Genomic DNA, 16,565 nt, shown 5'->3' on the forward strand with positions numbered 1-16,565 from the left:
AGTTACTCTATAATTTTAGTTACTACTCCTGCTCCAACAGTTCTTCCACCCTCTCTAATAGCAAAGTTTAATTGTTCTGACATTGCAATCGGTGTAATTAACTTAACAGTAAATTTTGCATCATCACCTGGCATAACCATTTCTGTACCTGCTGGCAATTCTACTTCTCCTGTTACGTCTGTTGTTCTAAAATAAAACTGTGGTCTGTATTTAGTAAAGAAAGGAGTGTGTCTTCCTCCCTCATCCTTTTTAAGTACATACGCTTGAGCTTCAAATTTAGTATGTGGAGTAATTGATCCAGATTTACATAGAACTTGACCTCTTTCGATATCTGTTCTTTCAATACCTCTCAATAAAATTCCAACGTTATCACCAGCTTCACCAGAATCTAAAAGTTTTCTAAACATTTCTACTCCAGTACAAACTGATTTTTTAGTTTCTTTAATACCAACGATTTCAACTTCTTCACCAGTTTTAATTACACCTGATTCAATTCTACCAGTTGCAACTGTTCCTCTTCCTGAAATTGAAAATACATCCTCAACAGGCATCAAGAATGGTTTATCAACATCTCTAGCTGGTTGTGGAATATGTTCATCAACGGCTTTCATTAATTCTAAAATTGAATTTTTTCCAATTTCTTCATCTCTTTTTTCTACCGCTGCTAATGCTGATCCTTTAACGATTGGAGTTGTTTCTCCAGGATATTTGTATGAAGTTAAAAGTTCTCTAATTTCTTCTTCTACAAGTTCGATCATATCTTTATCATCAACTTGGTCTACTTTATTTAAGTAAACAACAATAGCTGGAATTCCAACTTGTCTTCCTAAAAGAATGTGCTCTCTAGTTTGCGGCATAGGACCATCTGCAGCGTTAACTACTAAGATAGCTCCATCCATTTGTGCAGCACCAGTGATCATGTTTTTAACATAGTCAGCGTGACCTGGACAATCTACGTGAGCGTAATGTCTTTTTTCAGTTTCATACTCAACGTGAGCTGTTGAAATTGTAATTCCTCTTTCTTTTTCTTCAGGAGCTTTATCGATTTGATCATAAGCTACTGCTGCTGCTCCACCTGCTTCTGCTAATGTAATTGTGATAGCTGCAGTAAGAGTTGTTTTACCATGGTCGACATGACCAATCGTCCCAATGTTACAGTGGGGTTTACTTCTAACAAACTTTTCTTTTGACATTACTTTTTTACCTCAGTTTTTGTTTTCATTAATAACTTTTTTTCTTGGAGCGGGTAAAGGGAATCGAACCCTTACATCCAGCTTGGAAGGCTAGCGTTCTACCATTGAACTACACCCGCACGACCCCAAGAGTAACACTCCATGTTACTTAAAAATTTATTGAGTGGTGGAGGGGGAAAGATTCGAACTTTCGAAGACCGAAGTCAACGGGTTTACAGCCCGCCCCATTTGACCGCTCTGGAACCCCTCCTCTGGGGAAGTGTCCCCTGTTCAATAAAGCTTCAAACAACAAGCGTTTTATATATTTTATTTATTCAAATGCAACACGTGATTTAATAGATAAATATTCAGAAAAACGTGTAAAACTGATTAAAATTTATGAATAAATCCTCTTTTTTTATCGCTGGTCAGCATGCTGTTGTTGAAGCTCTTAGAAATCCTGAACGTAAGGTTTTAAGAGTATTTTTAACTGAGGATGCTAAAAAAAATATACATAGAAAAAACCCTAGAAAAAATGTTTTAGAAGACGTTAAAGTTTATTTTAAGTCTAAAAAGGAATTAGACAAATATACATCTAAAGAACAATTAATGCATGGAGGTTATGTTGCAGAAATTGAACATTTAGATCAACCTGATTTAAAAGAATATATTAAAGAAAAAAAAAATTGTACTTTTGTTTGTTTGGATGAAGTAACAGATCCAAGAAATATTGGTTCACTAATAAGAAGTGCTTCATCTTTTAAAATAGATGGCTTAATTATTAAAGAAAGACAATTTCCAAAAGATAGTAAGCTTATGTACAAGTCGGCAAGTGGTTGTATGGAACATTTAAATATTTTCCAAGTATCAAATATAAATTCCACTCTTAAAAATTTAAAAGAAAGAAATTTTTGGGTTTATGGTTTTGATGCTAGAGGTGATAAAGATTTTACAGAAGTTAAATGGGAAGGAAAAAATGTTCTTCTTTTTGGATCAGAGGGTTTTGGTATGAGAGAACATACAGGCAAATATGCTGATTTCTTTGTTAAAATAAATATGAGTAAAGACATTGAAAGTTTAAATATATCAAACAGTGCAGCCATAGTGTTTCATCACTTAAGTTATTTAAAAAAAAAGAGTTGATTATTTGACAAATAATTAATAGTTATTGCGCATGCCCTTGTAGCTCAGTTGGTAGAGCAATTGATTTGTAATCAATAGGTCCGCGGTTCGAATCCGTGCGGGGGCACCATTTCTTAATTTCTCACCGGATAAATTTTATCAATTTTAAATGATGGAATGCTATCAAAAATAAATTCATGATCAAATTTACTTGATAGAGGCATAAACCTCATTGTCATTGCACGCCTTGAATTAAGTGATTTGTTTTCTTTTGAACCATGAACCATATAAACATCATGCAATGATATTTGTCCTCTTTTAAGTGATAAGTTAACTGACTTTGAAATATCATACTCATTTTTGTAAAGCTCTTGATGCAATGTTAAATTTTCTTTGTTATTTCTATAATGACCTTTAAGTTTTTTATCTTTATGTGATCCTTTGATAAATCTCAGACATCCATTTTCTTCAGTTGCATCATCAATAGCTAACCATACGGTACATGTCGCAAGAGGTTTTATTGGCCAATATTGACCATCTTGATGCCAAGGGGTTTCAAAACCATTACAAGAAGGTTTTGCAAAAAAACTAGAATTCCATAAAGCAAACTTGCTACCTAGTAATTGTTCAACAAAGTCTAATATTTTATCATTCAGACAATATTTTAAAAAACTTTCATCTTTTAAAAGTAAAGCTGGACAATAATTATTAAATTCTGGAAACTTTTTAATTAATTGATTGTGCTTATCCTCTATTTCAAAAAGATCATCTTCTGACATTTTAAAATCAGGAATTACAAAGCCATCTTCTTGATATTGTTTGATTTGTTTTTTTGTTAGCACTTTATATCAGGTAGTTTCTCTTCTTAATTGCTCAATTTTTATTTTTTTTTGTAAACTTCTGTTTTTATCATAAAGAAGATTAAATTTAATTTTATTGTTGGTCTTCACTATAATTGATTTAGCATTCCTAAATTCAAGATTATCTGCAACAGCGCTAACTGGTCTTTTAGATGAATTTAAGTTTGTGATTATAATTTTTAATTTATCATTTACTATTTTTCCTTTCCATCTTCTTGGTCTAAATGGACTAATTGGTGCGATTGATAATTTTTTAGAATTTAAACTTAATATAGGTCCATGCACTGATAAATTATATGCTGTACTTCCAGCTGGTGTTGAAACTAAAACCCCATCTGCAACAAGTGTCTTAATAATTTGTTTTGTACCATGCTTGATAGATAAGGATGCAGCTTGTCTACTTTGTCTTAAAATTGACACTTCATTTATAGCTAAAGATTTTTTTATTAGATTATTTCTATTCTTAACAATCATTTCTAATGGTGAAATAGAAATCATATTTGCTTTTTTTAAATTTTTAATAATATTTTTTGATGAAAATTTATTCATCAAGAAACCATAATTTCCTGAGTTAATTCCATAAAATTGTTTATTTGAATTTTTATTCTTCTTTAAAGTTTCAAGCATAAAACCGTCACCACCAATAACAATTACAAGATTGTTTTGTTTAAATTGCAGACTATCTATTCTTTTTAATAATAACTTTTTAATGTTTAAGGATTTTTTATTCTTATCAGAAATTATCTGAAGCTTACTCATTTAGTGGTGCCCTCGGCCAGACTCGAACTGGCACTCCGCAAGCGGCAAGGATTTTAAGTCCTTTGTGTCTACCAATTTCACCACGAGGGCATTAATGAATTTCATGAGTATTTATGCTAATATTTATAATTGAACAAGAGGAATAAGTAAAATTTTTTTATTTTATCTTTCTGTGTACGTGTTGTGTACCAATTTCACCACGAGGGCATTAATGAATTTTATTAGCATTTAACTAAATATTTAAGAATAAAACTAGTCAATTAAAAAGCTTTAACTAATTAACTTGAGTGGAGTTTTTTATTTTTTTTCCAAAAAATATTAGAGATATAAAAGGAATAATTACTAACTGTGGATATATATTGCCAACAAAAGTTCCAAAATTTAGAATAATTAAATATAAAAAAAATAAAAAACTATAATTCATGTTAGTAAAAATTTTATAATTTTTTGAACAGTATATTAGTGGGCAGTAAATAATTAATGTATATAATAAAGAACCTAAAAATTTTTTTTTCTCCATACTAAAAATATCAAGAAGAGTTAGATTTGGTTTGCTGGATACAAAAATAATTTTACTGAGATCAAAAGGATATTCGAAAAAAAAACTGATATTTGATACAATAAAAAAAATTATTGGTGATATCGACACTATAAAATTCCTTAAATCTTTTTTATTTAATAAAAAATAAATAAAAAAGGTTAAAATCCCTGTTTCTCTATTTGCTACCGCAAAAAAACTAAATAAAATAAACAAGGTTAATTTTTTTTTGATTGAAAAATATAGACAACCAGAAATAAAAAAAAATTCAAAATGAGAAAACTCATCATAAATCCCTCCAACCACTAAAATATAAGTGGTTGTAGATAAAATATATATCCAAATTACATGTAAATTTTCATTACTTATTTTTTCAACACATTTTAATGTAAAAAAAATACCTCCTGATAGAGTGAATGAAATTAATGAGTAATGAAAATATAATATTAAATTATTATCCAATTTAAAAAAATGCAAAAAATGGCTTACTTCTAAATAAAGATATGATAAAAAATATAAATTGAATTTTCTAAAAAATTTTCTATCCTCATCATTTCCTACAAAAATAAATTCATAATTTGGTGATAAAATATATGTGTTATATAAATTTTTTACGTATATTTCCTCTGCACCATTAATTAAATAACTGTTTGTTTTCCAAATTATAAAAAACAAAACCAAAAATGAAAATATGAATAAAGTAATTTCGGATGTTTTTATTTTCATTTGAAATTAAATATAGCAACTACAAATTAAAAACTATAACAAAATAATCATGTGCTACAACAATTATAAAGATTATTTAAAGCTAAATAGTTTTTACCCATACAATTTAAATAAAAAGAGTTATAATTAAACTAGAAATAAATAATTTTAAAATATATTAATCATTATGAACAATTATTTAAAATTGGCGTCAGCTTGTATTAACCAAAATAAGAAGTTAATACAAAAAAAATTAGTTATATATAATTTTGGAAATGTAAGTTTAAGATTAGATAAAGATCACTTTGTAATTAAACCTAGTGGTGCTAAAATTTCAAATCTTGTCCCCAATGATATTCCAATAATTAATATTAAATCTGGAAAAAAAATAAAGGGAAGGCTAAAACCATCTACAGATACGCCTACACACCTAGAGATTTACAAACACAATAAAGATATTAAAAGTATAACCCATACTCATTCGACCTATGCCACGGTCTGGGCACAAAGTGGAAAGCCAATACCACTTATTGGGACAACACATGCTGATTATTGGAAAAATGAAGTACCTGTTGTAGATTTTATAAGTTCAAAAGATATTAATAAAGGATATGAAAAAATTACAGGCAAATTAATTTTAAAAACATTGAAGAAAAAGAAATTGGATGTTTATAGTTGTCCTGGTGTAATTGTTGCGGGTCATGGTCCTTTTACGTGGGGTACAAAAATTGAAAGTTCAGTAATTAACGCTGAAATCCTAGAATTTGTTGCGCAAACAACTTTTCAATCCTACTTACTCAAAGTTAAGAAAAAATTACCAAAGTATATTTCTAATAAACATTATGAGAGAAAACACGGTAAAAAATCTTATTATGGTCAAAAGTAATTATTCGTAATAAGTTTAACAAAATGTTTCTGACAAAAAAACTAAATAAAAAAAAAGCAATTTTTTTTTTACGCTATTGTATAATAGGTTTTATATCTATCTTTATTGAACTTGTTATCAGAAAATTATTACTTAATTTTAATTCACCACAAATAATTTCTTCTATATTTCCATTAATAATTGGAATTTCATTTGCATTCACTGCTAATATATCTTTTAATTTTAAAATACCTAGATATTATTATAATAGATCATTCATTTACTTCAGTATAATTTCTATTTCATCTTTTGTAATTCAATATTTCTTATCAAAAATTTTTATATTTGAAAATTTAAATTATGAAATAACTAGATTTCTATTTTCAGGAACAATTTTTTTAATAGCATACTTTTTTCACATAAAATATTCTTTTGCTAAAAATAAAAAAGTTGGAGTTGCAATATATTTAGATGATAATGAAAATATAGATGAAATATTTTCAAAAGTTGGTTTTTATCCAGATTATATACATGTTGATTTTGTTGACGAAACAATGAATGAAAATGTTAAAAAACCTAATTTTGAAAAACTTAATCAAATTAAAAAAATATGGCCCAATCATAGGATTGAAAGCCATATTATGTCAAAAAATCCAATAAGATATATTGATCGTTTTTCAAAATATTCAGATGTTATATATTTTCATTATGAGATAAATGATGAAATAAACAAAGTTAACAGTTTAGTTAAAAAACTCAATATTGATTCAGGTTTAGTTTTGCACGCGTCCAATAAATACCTTGATTTAGAAAATATAATAAAATCCTATAAAGAAGTTTTAATTTTGTGTATTGAAAAACCAGGAGAATCAGGACAGAAATTTCTTAAAGAATCCACAGAATTGATAAACAAGATTAATAATTTAAAAATTAGAGATAAATTTAATCTATGTGTTGATGGAGGTTTATCTCAAAAAAATATAACACAAATTGAGTGTGAAAAGATAGTTTCTGCATCAAACGTTTTTAAAAATGTAAATCCTAAAAAACAAATTACTAATCTACGAAAAATATTAAATAATTAAGAGTGCCAAATTTACAGAATAAACAAATAGCATTTAAAATTATAGAGTCTTTAAATAAGAACAAAAATTCTTTATCGGTGACTTTAACAGGATCTTATAGTGAGCATTTTAATCCTTTAAAAGCAGGAGATATCGACATTGTAATTATTTGTAATCAATTGAGTAAAAAATATCTAAATGAATGCAACGCTAAACTAAAAAAATTAAAGAAAAAATATTTTAGCGATAATTATGATTTAATTATCAACAACACTTTTGGTCCTATAAAATTTTATAAAAAAAATTCAATTGTATTTCATTTGATGATTTATGACTTAAAATCTCATATTCACCACACAATAAATAGCCCTTTTACATGTTACGATTGGGAAAGAAGTAAAGTTTATGTTGGTAAAAGTTTAAGAGAATTGTCTCCTGTGTACAACCTACAATTTAGAGATTTTTTGGAAGCACGAAGAAGCACTCAAGAATACCTTAAAGATTTAACTAAAAATAGAATCTCTTATAGAAAATACAATTTTAAAAATAGAAAAGCTGAACTTGTAAAAAAATATTTTAAAATAGATAAATTAAATAAAAGAGATTTCATTTACCATATTATAAAATTTCTTTTAATTAATTATATTAAATATGAAAATCAAACAAATACGAAAATAAATCAGAAAGAAATTGAAAAAAAATTTTTAAAAATTGTTAAAAATAAATCTGATTTATTTAAATTTAACAAATTAATATTACTTAAAACGAAAAAAGAAAGTTTATCTATAAAAGAGCCAAAAAAACTTGCAATCAGATTTATAAATAAATTTGATAAATATATTAAAAGAAAAGAAAAAAATAATAAAATTTATTTTTCACGACATAAAAAAACTAAACTTAATAAGAATATATTTTTAGGGCAAAAATTAAATCCCAACATAATTGAAAGAAAAGAAAAAAAAGAATTTAAAAAAATTACATTTAACCAATGCTTTGCAAGTCCGTTAAGAAGATGCATTGAGACAGCTAAGATTATTTGCAAAAATAAAAAAATAATTACAAGTAATAATCTTAGAGAAATTGATTATGGAAATGCTGAAGGATTAAATTTCAAAGAATTAAACACAAAATATCCACACATTATTGAAGCTTGGAAAAAAGGATTAGATCCTAAGTTTCCTAAAGGAGAGTCTTTAACAAATGTATCTGCCAGGTTAAATAAATTTATAAATGATCAACTAATTACAAAAAAAAATATTAGAAATTTTAATAGTCTCATTTTTACACATAATGTCATAATAAGATGTTTAATTGGTAATATTTATAAAATTAAAAAAAATGAATGGTTCAAAATTAATATAAACTATTTTGATTTGTTAGAGTTTAGAATAGAAAATAATAAACTAATAAGTAATATCGAAAGAGACAAATATTTATCTATTTTTAAAAATTTTTATAAAAATTATAACAATGTATAAAATAGCAGCTTTTATTGAATTTGATAAAAAAATAACAAATAAAATTTTGAGTCAAAAAAAAGTAGTAAAAAAAAAATTTGGCAATCAAATATATTTAAAACATCCCGTTCATTTAACTTTATTTACACTTAATATTAAAAAAATCAGTGAATTAAGAAATATTTATACCAATGATAAAGATAAACAAAGTAAACCATTTTCTATTATCATAACACGACCTGGAATTTTTTATAACGATCCTCTTACAGGTGGTCATACATTTTTTCATCATATTAAAAAAGATAAAAAAATAAGTGAAATACAACTAAAACATTTAAAAAAAATTAATAAAAAATTAAATGTTTTTAAAAATAATATTAAATTATTTAAAAATGATATTTTAAAAAATAATTATAAAAAATATGGTTTTCCATTTGTTGATAAAATATGGGTACCGCATACAACTATAGCTTCAATAAAAAACTTAAAAAAAAACAATAAATATATAAAACAATTCTTGTCAAAAAAAATAGAGCTTAAATGCTTTGTTGAAGAGATAAAATTTTATAAGATTATAAAAAATAGACACGAGTTTTTATTCAATGTTAAAGATTTTTAATGACAAGAATTGTTAATATAATGCCAATGGCAGGTCTTGGTAAAAGGTTTTTTGACAATAATTATAAAGTACCAAAACCCTTGATACCCATAAACAAAAAACCTATGTTTATACAGGCAGCAAAAAGCATGCCAAAATCAACACTAAACATATTTATTTGTAATAAAAATTTATTAAATAAATTTCCTATTAAAGATATTTTAAAAAAAGAATATAAAAGAAATTTTAAAATAATTACCGTTAAAAGAACCACTAAAGGTCAAGCTAATACCTGTTTGTTGGCAAATAAATTATTAAAAAAAAATGATAAAATATTTATTCATTCTTGTGATAGTCTAATTAGATACGGTAAAATTGATCTTTATAAAAAAATAACAAATTCAGATGCTGTGGTTTTAACCACAAAACCAAATAAAGCTCATTTAAAAAATATAAGTTCTTATGGATGGGTAAAGATTAATAAAGATGAAATAAAAAAAATAACTTGTAAAAAAAAAGCAAGTTTAAAACCAAATAAAGATTATGTAATTATAGGGTCTTTTGCTTTTAAAAATAAAAAAATTTTTACAAACACAATTAAAAATCTTTTTAAAAGTAAAAAAACAATAAATAATGAATATTACATGGATATGGTATTCAGCCATGCATTAGATAACAACTACAAGATAAGTAATTTTTTAGTTAAATCTTATATTAGCTGGGGCACTCCTAGAGAGTTAAATAATTGGAGAAAAAGAAATGCTAGAGTCTAATAATAAAAATTTCATAGAGATTTATAGATATATTATTGTTGGTTTATGCTCTGTCTTAATAGACTTTTTATTTTATTATATTTTCATTTATTTTGAATTTTTGAACCCTAATTATTCAAAAAGATTAAGTTTTATAATGGGGGCCATATTTGCTTTTTATGTTAATAGAACTTACGTTTTCAAAATAGATGAAAAAAAATTATCTCAATATATATTATTTTCACTTCTATATTTCACATCCTTTATTCTAAATAGCATAATTCATGATTATGTATTTTTAATATCTGGATTAACGTTAATTTCATTCTTGAGTGCAACCTTTGTATCAACAGTAACAAATTTTATTGGACAAAAATTTATAATATTTAAAAAAAAAAGTTAGTATGATTAAATTAAGTATAGTTATTCCTTGTTTTAATGAAGATAAAAATATTTTTTTTCTATTTGAAAAGATAGAAAGATTATTAGCAAATAATAACTCTGTTGAAATAATCATAGTTGATAATGGATCGACCGACTATACACATCAAAAAATTGTCAACTCTAAACTTTTTAAAGAAAAAAAAATTAATTTTTTAAAAATTAAAAAAAATATTGGCTATGGCCATGGAATTATGACTGGAGTAAATGTTGCAAGTGGTAATTATATTGGTTGGTGTCATGCTGACTTACAAACAGAACCAATTGATGTTTTAAATGCATATACAAAGAATCTTAATACAATTGAAAATGAATTATGTGTAATAAAAGGATTAAGAAAAAATAGAAATTTTTTTGACTCAATGTTTACGTTTGGTATGTCATTATTTGCAAGTATCATTTTCTTGAAAAAAATTAACGATATTAATGCTCAACCAAAAATATTTCCAAAAACTTTTCTAAATTATTTTAAGGAATATCCAAAAGATTTTAGCCTTGATTTATATTTCCTAGTAATGGCAAAGATAAATAATTATAAAACAATAAATTATAATGTAATAATGAAAAAAAGATTATATGGCCAAGCAAAAGGTGGAGGTACTTTGAAAGGTAAAATAAATCTAATTAAAAGAACATTTATCTATATAATTAAACTAAGAATAAAATTATGGAATTTGTAATACACAGAGTAAATAAGATTAAAGATTTGAAATCACTACCTAAAAAATTTGGTGCTGAAATTGATATTAGAACAATGGGTTCAAAATTAATTTTAAATCATGATCCATTTAACAAAGGTGATATTTTAGAAAATTATTTAGAAAATTATGAACATAAAACACTAGTGCTAAACTTAAAGGAAGCAGGTATTGAAAAAGAAGTTCTTAAATTAGTTAAAATACATTTAATAAAGTCATTTTTTTTACTAGATGTAGAGATGCCCTATATGTATTTGGCAACTAAAAAAGGTCAAAAAAATATTGCTGTTCGCTTTTCTGAATATGAAAGTTTAGATTTAACAAAATATTTTCAAGGTAAACTAAACTGGGTTTGGATTGATACTGTAACAAAACTCCCTATTAACTTAAATAATGCTAAAATTTTGTCAAAATTTAAAAGCTGTATAGTTTGTCCTGAAAGATGGGGAAGAAAAAAAGATATTAAAATGTATAAGAAAAAATTGTTTAAACTAAAATTTAAACCAACATCTATCATGACAAGTCTAGATTGTGTAGATGAATGGGCTAAATAAAATAAATATTTATAAATTATTTAATTCTGTTTTTTTAATCCTTGAATAAGGTATTTTTTATCCAAACAACAATCTTTATATCCTCTTTTAACAACATTTAGATATCTTTCAGTTGGAAATCTAAAAGGTGTTTTTTTTACCATCGTATAAGTCATCACTTTTTTTCCATAATAGGTAAAATAAAACTTTTTATATAAACTTGGGTAATCCTCATAAACATCAAGTTTTTTTTCATCACTTTTTGAAATTTTAAATAATCCACCTGGTACAATTGAATTTTTTTTAAGCTCTATGTCCGCTGCCCTATATTTACTTCTAAACGTTAACCTAAAATCTTTTAAATTAATCTTTTTTAAAAAAATGCTGTCTTTACATCTGCGTTTCATTTGAAATAGATTTAAATTACTTCCATAAGCAAAATAAAGCATTTAACGATCCACTACTTCAATTTTTTTTTCATTCACAAACTCTAAAATTTGTGAGTTACAATTATCTATTTTAAACTGATCTTCAGATCTAATCACTATTGAAACTCCTAATTTACCAGCTTGAAAAAAGGGATAACTTCCAATTTCAATATCTTGATTATCATTTTGTACTTTAGTTAAAGCATTAGCAATTTCACTCTCTACAGTTCGAAGACTTATAGTTAAGCTTAAAATAGGTTTACCTCCAACAATTTTGTTAGTTAAACCCCCTAACATAGATTTTAAAATTGATGGAACACCTGGCAAACAGAATACATTTTCAACACTAAAACCTGGAGCACCACTTGTGGGATTTAAAATTAAATTTGCATTTTCTGGCATCCAAACCATCTTTTGTCTACCTTCATTAAATTCACCTGGTTTATAATAGGCTTCTAAAATTTTATATGCTTCTTTATGTATTTCATATTTTAGTCCAAATGCTTTTGAAACAGACTCAGCGGTAATATCATCGTGGGTTGGACCAATACCTCCTGTTGTAAAAACATAATCGTAAGTTGTTTTTAATAAATCAAGTGTATCGGTTATTGTCTTTTCAATATCAGGAATAACTCTGACCTCTCCTACTTTAACCCCAATTGAATTTAGCCAAGTTGCTAAAGTTGAAGTGTTCGTATCTTGAGTTCTGCCAGATAAAATTTCATTACCTATAATTAATATTGCGGCATTAACTTTTGTGTTTTTGGTCATTTTAAATGTATAATTTAGAAATGGAATTTACCAAGTCTTTAATAAAAGGCAAATTAATCAAACGATATAAACGTTTTTTTACTGATATAAAATTAGATAAAAAAATTGTCACAGCTCACTGTCCAAATACTGGATCGATGAAAGGTCTGTTAGACGAGGGGAATGATGTCTATGTGCTTCCTAATAATGATCCTAAAAGAAAACTTAAATACGGACTTGAAATTATTAAAACAAGAAAAAACCTAGTTGGTGTTAATACTCACATGGCTAATAGAATAGCTCAACACGCTTTAAAAAATAATCTTATTAAAGAACTTAAAAATTGCGATCTAATTAAACCAGAAGTATTTTTCAATAAAGAGACTAGATTTGATTTTTTAATTGAGAAAAATAAACAAAAGAGCTTTGTAGAGGTTAAAAATGTTACCCTTTTTAGAAATAAAGACACAGCTGAGTTTCCAGATGCTGTGACAGCACGGGGCACCAAACATCTACTTACTCTTATTGATGCCATAAAAAAAGGTTATAAAAGTTACTTATTATTTTTAGTTCAAATCCAAAACATGGAAAAGTTTAAGATAGCTAAAGATGTAGATGCTGAATATTATAAGAATTATTTAATTGCTAAAAAAGCAGGAGTTAACTTTTTAGCCTATAGATGTGATATAAGTTCTAAAAAAATTTTTATAGATAAAAAACTGAAGATTATTGATGAGTGATTATAAAGAAAAATTTGAAAAAATGAGAGTTGCTGGAAAGTTAGCAGCTCAAACTTTAGATATGCTGACTGATAATATTAAAGAAGGTGTATCAACAGATCATATTGATAAATTAGGTTACGAGTTTATTAGAGATAACGGTGGATACTCTGCGCCACTTTATTATAGGGGTTTTACAAAATCTTTGTGTACATCTTTAAATCATGTTGTGTGTCACGGTATTCCATCAGATAGAATTTTAAGAGATGGCGATGCAATCAATGTAGATGTTACAGCTATTGTTGATGAACATTATGGAGATACTAGTAGAATGTTTTCAATCGGTAATACCTCTGTTAAATTAAATAATCTTATAGATACAACTCACGAGTCTATGATGAGAGCGATTAAAATATTGAAACCTGGTATTAGATTAGGAGATATAGGATATGAGATTCAATCATTCGTTGAAGATAAAGGTTTTTCAGTTGTAAGGGATTTTTGTGGTCATGGTATAAGTACTACGTTTCATGAACCCCCTAACGTTTTGCATTATGGGAGTAAAAATTCAGGCATGGATTTGAGACCTGGAATGACTTTTACGATTGAGCCTATGATTAATACCGGCAAATTTGATGTTAAAATGTTAAATGATGGTTGGACTGCTGTTACAAAAGATAAATCTTTATCAGCACAATTTGAGCACACATTGGGAATTACTGAAAATGGTTATGAAATTTTTACAGAATCTGCTAAAGGTTATTCCAAGCCCCCATACTTATAATTAATGATTAAAAGATACTCGCGAAAAGAATTAACTGACATTTGGTCAGAGGAAAATAAATATAAAATTTGGCTAGATGTCGAAGTTGCAGCTGCTGAAGCTATGGAAAAGCTTGGTCAAATTCCAAAAGGTGTTGCATCGGTTGTAAGAAAAAAGGCTAAAATAAATGTGAGCAGAATTCACAAAATAGAGTCTGAAGTTAAACATGATGTTATAGCCTTTTTAACTTCTGTGAGTGAAAAAGCAGGAATTAGAGCTAGATATCTGCATCAAGGTATGACTTCCTCTGATGTATTGGATACAAGTTTTAATATTCAAATGGTTCAATCAGGTAAAATCATCCTAAAAGACTTAGATCAAATTTTAAAAGTTCTTAAAAAACAAGCTAAGAAATATAAATTCACTCCATGTATGGGAAGAAGTCACGGTATTCATGCAGAACCTGTTACCTTTGGTTTAAAATTGGCTTCGTTTTACGAGGAATTTAAACGAAATAGAAAAAGATTAATTGATGCTATTGATGAAGTATCAACATGTGCAATATCTGGTGCTGTTGGAACCTTTGCTAATATTAACCCTAACGTAGAAAAACATGTTGCAAAAAAACTAGGTTTAAAAGTTGAGCCAATTTCAACACAAGTGATACCAAGAGACAGACATGCTTTTTATTTTTCAGTATTAGGTATAATTGCTGGATCAATTGAAAGAGTTGCTGTTGAGATAAGACATTTGCAAAGAACTGAAGTTTATGAATTACAAGAATTCTTTTCAAAAAATCAAAAAGGTTCTTCAGCAATGCCACATAAAAAAAATCCAATATTAAGTGAAAACCTTACAGGACTTGCAAGAATGGTTAGAAGTGCAGTAATTCCTGCTTTAGAAAATATTGCACTGTGGCATGAAAGAGATATTTCTCATTCTAGCGTGGAAAGAAACATTGGGCCTGATGCAAATATCACAACTGATTTTGCATTAGTTAGATTAACTAATATTTTAGATAACATGATTGTTTACCCTAAAAAAATGTTAGAAAACTTAAATATCACCAAAGGATTAATTTTTTCACAAGAAGTTATGTTAGAGTTGACTAAGTCTGGATTGAGTAGAGAAAAATCTTACCGAATGGTTCAAAATTATGCTAAAAAATGTTTTGCAGAAAATCTAGATTTGTTTGATGTGATTATTTCAGATAAGTTGATTATGAGTAAAATCACTCCTAAAAAACTAAAATCGATATTTAGTTACGCAAAACACTTTAAAAATGTAAATTTCATCTTTAGAAGAGTTTTTAAATAATGAAAAAAGGAAAAAAACTATACGAAGGAAAAGCTAAAATCATTTACACAACAAATGATAAGAATTTAGTCATTCAGTATTTTAAAGATGATGCTACTGCATTTAATAACCAAAAAAAATCTACTATTGAAGGTAAGGGAGTTTTAAATAATAGAATTTCAGAACATATTCTATCAAACCTTTCTCAAATAGGAATTAAAAATCATTTAGTAAAAAGACTTAACATGAGAGAACAAGTTATTAAGTTAGTTGAAATCATTCCAATAGAATTCATAGTAAGAAATGTTGCAACAGGGTCTATTACTAAAAGATTAGGAATTGAAGATGGAACAGTTTTAAAAGAGCCATTAATTGAGTATTGCTTAAAAGATGACAAATTAGGTGATCCATTAATAGCAGAAGAGCATATCCTAGCATTTGATTGGGCCACAAAAAAAGAAATTGAAAAAGTTAAAAAGATGATTTTAAGAATTAATGATTTTATGATCGGTATGTTTAGAGGGGTTGGAATTAAATTAATAGATTTTAAATTAGAATTTGGAAGACTTAAGGTTAATGGTAAAGATGAAGTTATTTTAGCAGATGAAATTAGCCCAGATACTTGCAGACTTTGGGACAGCATTACTGATAAAAAATTAGATAAAGATAGATTTAGAAAAAATTTAGGTGATCTAATTCCTGCTTATACAGAGGTTGCTAAAAGACTTGGAATACTTCATGAACAATCAAACCTTTCTGCGGTTAATGTAACAAAATTATCTTCTGTTAAAAGAAAAAGTAAATGAAAATTTCTGTAATTATTACTCTTAAAAAAGATGTACTTGATCCTCAAGGTAAAGTTATTCATCAAACATTAGATGGTATGGGTTTTGATGATATCAATGAAGTAAGGCAAGGTAAGTATTTTGAAATAGATACAAAAGAAAGTGATCCTAAAAAAGCTAAAGATAAAGTTGAAGAAATGTGCAAAAAACTTTTAGCTAATCTTGTTATTGAAAATTATAAAATTATTGATGCACAATAA

20 protein-coding genes and 4 tRNA genes are annotated in these 16,565 nt (G+C 26.6%); 15 read left to right on the top strand and 9 right to left on the bottom strand.

The genetic code is table 11. From position 1 onward, the window contains the following. Positions 1 to 2: 2 nt before the first annotated feature. The 3 genes from tuf to ACIJYC_RS03805 form a co-directional block, all read right to left on the bottom strand. Positions 3 to 1,193, bottom strand: coding sequence for an elongation factor Tu (gene tuf, locus ACIJYC_RS03795; protein ID WP_435117600.1), 1,191 nt, complete (start codon positions 1,191 to 1,193; stop codon positions 3 to 5). A 45-nt stretch (positions 1,194 to 1,238) separates the two neighbouring features. Then, positions 1,239 to 1,312 (bottom strand) — tRNA-Gly (locus ACIJYC_RS03800). Between the two features lie 45 nt (positions 1,313 to 1,357). Further along, positions 1,358 to 1,443 (bottom strand) — tRNA-Tyr (locus tag ACIJYC_RS03805). Positions 1,444 to 1,571: 128 nt separating this feature from the next. Here ACIJYC_RS03805 and rlmB point away from each other — a divergent pair. Together rlmB and ACIJYC_RS03815 are read left to right on the top strand one after the other, a co-directional pair. After that, positions 1,572 to 2,315: a 23S rRNA (guanosine(2251)-2'-O)-methyltransferase RlmB gene (gene rlmB, locus ACIJYC_RS03810; protein WP_435164531.1), complete on the top strand. Its 744-nt coding sequence runs from the start codon at positions 1,572 to 1,574 to the stop codon at positions 2,313 to 2,315. A 33-nt stretch (positions 2,316 to 2,348) separates the two neighbouring features. Then, positions 2,349 to 2,424: transfer RNA gene (locus ACIJYC_RS03815), tRNA-Thr, on the top strand. A gap of 4 nt (positions 2,425 to 2,428) precedes the next feature. Here ACIJYC_RS03815 and ACIJYC_RS03820 read toward each other — a convergent pair. From ACIJYC_RS03820 to ACIJYC_RS03835, 4 genes are all read right to left on the bottom strand, one after another. Beyond that, entirely contained in the window at positions 2,429 to 3,136 is a 708-nt protein-coding gene (locus tag ACIJYC_RS03820; protein WP_435164534.1) for a phytanoyl-CoA dioxygenase family protein, read from the bottom strand. A gap of 6 nt (positions 3,137 to 3,142) precedes the next feature. Beyond that, positions 3,143 to 3,913 carry an NAD kinase gene (locus tag ACIJYC_RS03825; RefSeq protein ID WP_435164537.1) on the bottom strand — a complete coding sequence of 257 codons (771 nt, stop codon included), beginning with the start codon at positions 3,911 to 3,913 and terminating at the stop codon, positions 3,143 to 3,145. A 4-nt stretch (positions 3,914 to 3,917) separates the two neighbouring features. Beyond that, a tRNA-Leu gene (locus ACIJYC_RS03830) sits at positions 3,918 to 4,003 on the bottom strand. A gap of 184 nt (positions 4,004 to 4,187) precedes the next feature. Next, positions 4,188 to 5,177 (bottom strand): hypothetical protein, encoded by a 990-nt coding sequence (locus tag ACIJYC_RS03835; protein WP_435164540.1) that lies wholly within the window; start codon positions 5,175 to 5,177, stop codon positions 4,188 to 4,190. Between the two features lie 166 nt (positions 5,178 to 5,343). On the opposite strand from ACIJYC_RS03835, the gene araD reads away from it, so the two are divergent. From araD to ACIJYC_RS03875, 8 genes are read left to right on the top strand one after another with little or no spacing between them, the layout of a single operon-like run. Further along, the gene (araD, locus tag ACIJYC_RS03840) at positions 5,344 to 6,042 is read left to right on the top strand and encodes an L-ribulose-5-phosphate 4-epimerase AraD (RefSeq protein ID WP_435164543.1); all 699 of its coding nucleotides are present in this window, start codon (positions 5,344 to 5,346) and stop codon (positions 6,040 to 6,042) included. A 23-nt stretch (positions 6,043 to 6,065) separates the two neighbouring features. Then, on the top strand, positions 6,066 to 7,106 hold the full coding sequence (locus ACIJYC_RS03845) for a GtrA family protein (RefSeq protein WP_435164546.1): 1,041 nt from the start codon (positions 6,066 to 6,068) through the stop codon (positions 7,104 to 7,106). Positions 7,107 to 7,108: 2 nt separating this feature from the next. Continuing rightward, positions 7,109 to 8,563, top strand: a complete 1,455-nt coding sequence (locus ACIJYC_RS03850; protein WP_435164549.1) for a phosphoglycerate mutase family protein — start codon at positions 7,109 to 7,111, stop codon at positions 8,561 to 8,563. Next, complete coding sequence (locus tag ACIJYC_RS03855; protein WP_435164551.1) at positions 8,556 to 9,161, top strand: hypothetical protein; 606 nt, start codon at positions 8,556 to 8,558, stop codon at positions 9,159 to 9,161. Before ACIJYC_RS03850 ends, ACIJYC_RS03855 begins: the two co-directional genes overlap by 8 nt. Then, a complete protein-coding gene (locus ACIJYC_RS03860) occupies positions 9,161 to 9,913 on the top strand; it encodes a sugar phosphate nucleotidyltransferase (RefSeq protein WP_435164554.1) in 753 nt (250 codons plus the stop codon). Before ACIJYC_RS03855 ends, ACIJYC_RS03860 begins: the two co-directional genes overlap by 1 nt. Beyond that, the gene (locus tag ACIJYC_RS03865) at positions 9,900 to 10,295 is read left to right on the top strand and encodes a GtrA family protein (protein WP_435164557.1); all 396 of its coding nucleotides are present in this window, start codon (positions 9,900 to 9,902) and stop codon (positions 10,293 to 10,295) included. Before ACIJYC_RS03860 ends, ACIJYC_RS03865 begins: the two co-directional genes overlap by 14 nt. 1 nt (position 10,296) lies before the next feature. After that, on the top strand, positions 10,297 to 11,013 hold the full coding sequence (locus ACIJYC_RS03870; protein ID WP_435164560.1) for a glycosyltransferase family 2 protein: 717 nt from the start codon (positions 10,297 to 10,299) through the stop codon (positions 11,011 to 11,013). Continuing rightward, entirely contained in the window at positions 11,001 to 11,585 is a 585-nt protein-coding gene (locus tag ACIJYC_RS03875) for a hypothetical protein (protein ID WP_435164562.1), read from the top strand. Before ACIJYC_RS03870 ends, ACIJYC_RS03875 begins: the two co-directional genes overlap by 13 nt. A gap of 20 nt (positions 11,586 to 11,605) precedes the next feature. Here the strand turns inward: ACIJYC_RS03875 and ACIJYC_RS03880 are convergent, their stop codons facing one another. Both ACIJYC_RS03880 and ACIJYC_RS03885 read right to left on the bottom strand, forming a co-directional pair. Further along, entirely contained in the window at positions 11,606 to 12,013 is a 408-nt protein-coding gene (locus ACIJYC_RS03880; protein WP_435164565.1) for a gamma-glutamylcyclotransferase family protein, read from the bottom strand. Then, positions 12,014 to 12,763, bottom strand: coding sequence for a competence/damage-inducible protein A (locus ACIJYC_RS03885; RefSeq protein ID WP_435164568.1), 750 nt, complete (start codon positions 12,761 to 12,763; stop codon positions 12,014 to 12,016). It lies immediately after the preceding gene. 20 nt (positions 12,764 to 12,783) lie between these two features. Here ACIJYC_RS03885 and sfsA point away from each other — a divergent pair, with 20 nt between their 5' ends. Genes sfsA through purS form a run of 5 tightly spaced genes read left to right on the top strand, consistent with a single transcriptional unit; the run spans position 12,784 to position 16,565 of the window. Beyond that, complete coding sequence (gene sfsA / locus ACIJYC_RS03890) at positions 12,784 to 13,482, top strand: DNA/RNA nuclease SfsA (protein WP_435168095.1); 699 nt, start codon at positions 12,784 to 12,786, stop codon at positions 13,480 to 13,482. Continuing rightward, positions 13,475 to 14,245 carry a type I methionyl aminopeptidase gene (gene map, locus ACIJYC_RS03895; protein ID WP_435164571.1) on the top strand — a complete coding sequence of 257 codons (771 nt, stop codon included), beginning with the start codon at positions 13,475 to 13,477 and terminating at the stop codon, positions 14,243 to 14,245. Before sfsA ends, map begins: the two co-directional genes overlap by 8 nt. 3 nt (positions 14,246 to 14,248) lie before the next feature. After that, positions 14,249 to 15,541 carry an adenylosuccinate lyase gene (gene purB, locus ACIJYC_RS03900; RefSeq protein WP_435164573.1) on the top strand — a complete coding sequence of 431 codons (1,293 nt, stop codon included), beginning with the start codon at positions 14,249 to 14,251 and terminating at the stop codon, positions 15,539 to 15,541. Further along, positions 15,541 to 16,326: a phosphoribosylaminoimidazolesuccinocarboxamide synthase gene (gene purC, locus ACIJYC_RS03905; RefSeq protein ID WP_435164575.1), complete on the top strand. Its 786-nt coding sequence runs from the start codon at positions 15,541 to 15,543 to the stop codon at positions 16,324 to 16,326. Before purB ends, purC begins: the two co-directional genes overlap by 1 nt. Next, the gene (purS, locus tag ACIJYC_RS03910; protein ID WP_028036870.1) at positions 16,323 to 16,565 is read left to right on the top strand and encodes a phosphoribosylformylglycinamidine synthase subunit PurS; all 243 of its coding nucleotides are present in this window, start codon (positions 16,323 to 16,325) and stop codon (positions 16,563 to 16,565) included. The genes purC and purS overlap by 4 nt, the downstream gene beginning before the upstream one ends.

The sequence above is a fragment of the Candidatus Pelagibacter bacterium nBUS_28 genome (assembly GCF_051200915.1).
In the GTDB taxonomy this organism is placed as follows: Bacteria; Pseudomonadota; Alphaproteobacteria; order Pelagibacterales; family Pelagibacteraceae; genus Pelagibacter.

Coding starts and splice junctions, on each gene's coding strand:
- ACIJYC_RS03855 (WP_435164551.1), top strand. CDS start 8,556: ATGTATAAAATAGCAGCTTTTATTGAATTTGATAAAAAAATAACAAAT.
- ACIJYC_RS03870 (WP_435164560.1), top strand. CDS start 10,297: ATGATTAAATTAAGTATAGTTATTCCTTGTTTTAATGAAGATAAAAAT.
- sfsA (WP_435168095.1), top strand. CDS start 12,784: ATGGAATTTACCAAGTCTTTAATAAAAGGCAAATTAATCAAACGATAT.
- map (WP_435164571.1), top strand. CDS start 13,475: ATGAGTGATTATAAAGAAAAATTTGAAAAAATGAGAGTTGCTGGAAAG.
- rlmB (WP_435164531.1), top strand. CDS start 1,572: ATGAATAAATCCTCTTTTTTTATCGCTGGTCAGCATGCTGTTGTTGAA.
- purB (WP_435164573.1), top strand. CDS start 14,249: ATGATTAAAAGATACTCGCGAAAAGAATTAACTGACATTTGGTCAGAG.
- ACIJYC_RS03860 (WP_435164554.1), top strand. CDS start 9,161: ATGACAAGAATTGTTAATATAATGCCAATGGCAGGTCTTGGTAAAAGG.
- ACIJYC_RS03845 (WP_435164546.1), top strand. CDS start 6,066: ATGTTTCTGACAAAAAAACTAAATAAAAAAAAAGCAATTTTTTTTTTA.
- ACIJYC_RS03880 (WP_435164565.1), bottom strand. CDS start 12,013: ATGCTTTATTTTGCTTATGGAAGTAATTTAAATCTATTTCAAATGAAA.
- purS (WP_028036870.1), top strand. CDS start 16,323: ATGAAAATTTCTGTAATTATTACTCTTAAAAAAGATGTACTTGATCCT.
- purC (WP_435164575.1), top strand. CDS start 15,541: ATGAAAAAAGGAAAAAAACTATACGAAGGAAAAGCTAAAATCATTTAC.
- ACIJYC_RS03885 (WP_435164568.1), bottom strand. CDS start 12,763: ATGACCAAAAACACAAAAGTTAATGCCGCAATATTAATTATAGGTAAT.
- ACIJYC_RS03835 (WP_435164540.1), bottom strand. CDS start 5,177: ATGAAAATAAAAACATCCGAAATTACTTTATTCATATTTTCATTTTTG.
- ACIJYC_RS03825 (WP_435164537.1), bottom strand. CDS start 3,913: ATGAGTAAGCTTCAGATAATTTCTGATAAGAATAAAAAATCCTTAAAC.
- araD (WP_435164543.1), top strand. CDS start 5,344: ATGAACAATTATTTAAAATTGGCGTCAGCTTGTATTAACCAAAATAAG.
- ACIJYC_RS03875 (WP_435164562.1), top strand. CDS start 11,001: ATGGAATTTGTAATACACAGAGTAAATAAGATTAAAGATTTGAAATCA.
- ACIJYC_RS03865 (WP_435164557.1), top strand. CDS start 9,900: ATGCTAGAGTCTAATAATAAAAATTTCATAGAGATTTATAGATATATT.
- tuf (WP_435117600.1), bottom strand. CDS start 1,193: ATGTCAAAAGAAAAGTTTGTTAGAAGTAAACCCCACTGTAACATTGGG.